This is a genomic window from Streptomyces sp. RG80, assembly GCF_040446465.1.
Taxonomy (GTDB): Bacteria; Actinomycetota; Actinomycetes; order Streptomycetales; family Streptomycetaceae; genus Streptomyces.
Window position 1 is genome coordinate 1 of sequence record NZ_JBEAAJ010000032.1, and the last position, 4,037, is coordinate 4,037.

General features: G+C 71.0%; 3 protein-coding genes. All 3 read right to left on the reverse strand.

Annotated elements, in window-relative coordinates; all coding sequences use genetic code 11:
* Positions 1-87: 87 nt before the first annotated feature.
* The 3 genes from ABKA17_RS47820 to sucC all read right to left on the reverse strand — a co-directional run bounded on the left by ABKA17_RS47820 (position 88) and on the right by sucC (position 3,851).
* On the reverse strand, positions 88-1,647 hold the full coding sequence (locus ABKA17_RS47820) for an aldehyde dehydrogenase family protein (RefSeq protein WP_353698778.1): 1,560 nt from the start codon (positions 1,645-1,647) through the stop codon (positions 88-90).
* Between the two features lie 159 nt (positions 1,648-1,806).
* On the reverse strand, positions 1,807-2,709 hold the full coding sequence (gene sucD, locus ABKA17_RS47825; protein ID WP_353698779.1) for a succinate--CoA ligase subunit alpha: 903 nt from the start codon (positions 2,707-2,709) through the stop codon (positions 1,807-1,809).
* A gap of 11 nt (positions 2,710-2,720) precedes the next feature.
* Positions 2,721-3,851: an ADP-forming succinate--CoA ligase subunit beta gene (sucC, locus tag ABKA17_RS47830; protein ID WP_353698780.1), complete on the reverse strand. Its 1,131-nt coding sequence runs from the start codon at positions 3,849-3,851 to the stop codon at positions 2,721-2,723.
* Positions 3,852-4,037: the final 186 nt, after the last annotated feature.

Genomic DNA, 4,037 nt, shown 5'->3' on the forward strand with positions numbered 1-4,037 from the left:
ATGTTCGCCACCTCACTGGTACGTCGACGTCTGCACGCGATGTCAGGAGGGCGGCGCCCGCGGTCGGGCGCCGCCCTCGGTCGCCGGTCACGGCATGAGCTGGTACTCCGGGAAGTTGCCGGGCAGCCGCTCCCCCGGCGGACCCTGTGTGACCGCGCGCACCAGCAGCTCCCCGCCGACGAACGCGCCGCGCCAGGACGCGCCGAACCCGCCGAACAGCTCCTCGCGGTCGCCGCGTGAACGCGCCTTGCCGTGGCCCACCTTGAACGCCCGGATCTGCGGGGCGAGCCGGTCGAAGGTGGCCCGGTCGTCCGTGGACAGGGTGGCGACCAGCGCGCCGTTCGAGGCGTTCATCGCGGCCAGCAGCTCCGCCTCGGTGTCCACCAGGACGATGGTGTCGACCGGGCCGAACGGCTCCGCGTGGTGCAGCGGCGAGGACGGCGGCGGGTTGAGCAGGGTGACCGGCTGGACGTACGCCGAGGTGTCCTGGCCGGGCAGGAAGCGGGCGTCGGCCACGTCGGCGCGGTGCAGGGGGACGGCGCCGCGGGCGATGGCCTCGGCGACCTGGTCGTGCAGTTCCTTCGCCTTGGCCGCGTTGATGACCGGGCCGAAGTCCAGTGCCGGGTACGGGTCGTCGGGCTGCGCGACGGCGAGCGGGTGCCCGACGCGCAGGGTGCGCACCGCCGGGAGGTACGCCGCCAGGAAGTCGTCGAACAGCTCGCGTTGGACGACGAAGCGCGGGTACGCCGTGCAGCGCTGCTTGCCGTAGTCGAAGAGCTTGGGGATGACGGCCGTGAAGGCGTCCCAGTCCGAGTGGTTCCAGATTCCCCAGGTGTTGAGTCCCTCCTGTTCGAGGACATGACGCTTGCCGAGGTCGGCCACGGCCGTGGCCACCGCGGCGCCGGTGTCGCGGCCGCCGACGAAGGAGACACAGCCGATCTCGGGCGCCCGCACCAGCGCCTCGGACAGCTCTCCCCCGCTGCCGCTGACGAGGGTGACGGGAATCCCCTCGCGGGCGGCGAGCGCGCAGGCCAGGGTCAGACAGGCGACACCGCCGTCGGTCGGGGTCTTGGCGATGACCGCGTTGCCCGCCAGGGCCTGTACCAGCATGGCGTGAACGAGCACGCTCATCGGATAGTTCCAGCTGGCGATGTTGGAGACCGGTCCGTCCAGCGGGGCGCGCCCGGCGACCATCGGTTCGATGCCGTCGACGTACCAGCGCACCCCGTCGACGGCCCGGTCGACGTCCGCCTGCGCGAGCCGCCACGGCTTGCCGATCTCCCAGACGAGCAGGAGGGCGAGGAGTTCGCGGTGCTGGGTGAGGGCGTCGAGGGTGGCGGCGACCCGGGCGCGGCGCTCGGCGAGCGGGATGTGCCGCCATGCGCGGTGCTGGTCGAGGGAGGCGCGGACGGCCTGGTGGGCGGCGTCCCGGTCGAGGCGCGGCGGGCCGGCGATCGGACTGCCGTCGACCGGGCTGGTGGCGGGCAGGGCCCGGCCGTCCGCCCGCCAGGCGGAGTTCCAGAGGTTGAGGACACGGTCGTCCCGGAAGGCCTCCGGGGCGGCCGCGAGACAGCGCCGCCAGGCGTCGTCCCAGGTGGTGCCGGACTTCACCACGAGTGGGGTGGTGGCGTTGAGGGTGGTCGTCATCGGGTGTCTCCGCTCTCGGTGCACAGTCGGGGGCGGGGGGTGCCTGGCGTCCGCGCAGGTGCGGAGGGCAGGCCCGTGCGGCACGTGGCCGCGTGTAGGGCCGCGTATGTCGCGGCGTATATAGGGGAGGGGCTCAGTGCCGTCGGACAGGGCCGGCGGTCACGCCTTGCGAGGAACGTCGTGGTCGGCTTGCAGCAGTTCCAGCACGAGGCGGGCCGTCTCGGTCGGGGTGTTGCCGACCCTGACACCGACCGCTTCCAGTGCTTCCTTCTTCGCCTGCGCCGTGCCGGAGGAGCCGGACACGATGGCGCCCGCATGCCCCATGGTCTTGCCCTCGGGCGCGGTGAAGCCGGCGATGTAGCCGACGACGGGTTTGTCGACGTGCCGGCGGATGTACGCGGCCGCGCGTTCCTCGGCGTCGCCGCCGATCTCGCCGATGAGTACGACGAGTTCGGTGTCGGGGTCGTCCTGGAAGGCGGCCAGGCAGTCGATGTGGGTGGTGCCGACGACGGGGTCGCCGCCGATGCCGACACACGTGGTGAAGCCGATGTCGCGCAGCTCGTACATGAGTTGGTAGGTGAGCGTGCCCGACTTGGAGACCAGGCCGATGCGGCCGGGTTTGGTGATGTCGGCCGGGATGATCCCGGCGTTGGACTGACCGGGGGTGATCAGGCCCGGGCAGTTGGGACCGATGACCCGGGTGCCTTTCTCCTTCGCGTACGTGGTGAAGGCGACGGAGTCGTGGACGGGGATGCCCTCGGTGATGACGACGGCGAGCCCGATCCCGGCGTCGGCGGCCTCCATGACGGCCGCCTTGGCGAAAGCGGGCGGTACGAAGACGACAGTGACATCGGCTCCGGTCGACTGTATACCGTCGACCACCGACCCGAAAACGGGTACGACACGATCGTCGAAGTCGACGTTCTGACCGGCCTTGCGGGGATTCACGCCGCCGACGATGTTCGTGCCGGCCGCGAGCATGCGCCGGGTGTGCTTCATGCCCTCGCCGCCGGTCATGCCCTGAACGAGGACCTTGCTCTCCTTGGTGAGGCAGATCGCCATGTGCCGTCTCCTCAGCTTGCGTTGGCGAGTTCGGCGGCACGGCGGGCCGCGCCGTCCATGGTGGTGGCCTGCTGGACCAGTGGATGGGCGTGCGCGTCGAGGACGGCGCGGCCGCGGACGGCGTTGTTGCCGTCGAGGCGTACGACGAGCGGCTTGGTCAACTCGACGGTGTCCAGGGCTCGTACGATGCCGTCGGCGACCGCGTCGCACGCGGTGATCCCGCCGAAGACGTTGACGAACACCGACTTCACTGCCGGGTCGGAGAGGATGACGGACAGCCCGTCGGCCATGATCTGGGCGGACGCCCCGCCGCCGATGTCGAGGAAGTTGGCCGGACGGGCGCCGCAGCCGGCCACCACGTCGAGGGTCGACATGACCAGGCCGGCGCCGTTGCCGATGATGCCGACCTCGCCGTCGAGCTTGACGTAGTTGAGGCCCTTCGCGGCCGCGGCCGCCTCCAGCGCGTCGCCGTGCTCCGCTTCCTCGACGCCCCAACGGGCCTGCCGGAAGCGGGCGTTGTCGTCGAGCGTGACCTTGCCGTCGAGGGCGAGGATCTGCCCTTGCCGGGTGCGGACCAGCGGGTTGACCTCGACGAGGACGGCGTCCTCGCGGACCAGTACCCGCCACAGCCGTACGAGGGTGTCGACGGTCTGCGGCGGGAGGCCGGCCGCCTCGGCGATCTCCCCCGCCTTCGCGGCGGTGACACCCTCGGCCGGGTCGACGTGTATACGGGCGACCGCCTCCGGTCGACCGGCGGCGACCTCCTCGATCTCCATGCCGCCCTCGGCGGAGGCGATCGCGAGGAACCGGCCCGCCGCGCGGTCGAGGACGTACGAGACGTAGAACTCGGCGTCGATGTCGACCGGTTGGGCCAGCATGACCTGCCCGACCGAGTGGCCCTTGATGTCCATGCCGAGGATCTGACGTGCCGTGGATTCCGCCGCGGCCGGGTCGGCGGCGAGCCGTACTCCCCCGGCCTTGCCTCGCCCGCCGGTCTTGACCTGCGCCTTGACGACGACCCGGCCGCCGAGTCGGCGGGCGATCTCGCGTGCCTCCGTGGGCGAGTCGGTGACCTCCGCCCTCGGGACGAGGATGCCGTGTTCCTCGAAGAGCCCGCGGGCCTGGTGCTCGTACAGGTCCATGGTTCGGCTCCCGTCTTGATTGAGTCGCGTCTGAAAAGTGGTGCGCGACCCCTGGACATCACCCACGGGATGCGGGATAACAATCTTCATACAGTATTCGTCGACTGTATGCAATCTACCGAGCACGGCTCGGAATCTGCGCCGCCAGGACGCTCAAGGCAACGGACAAGCGAGGTGACCTGTGAC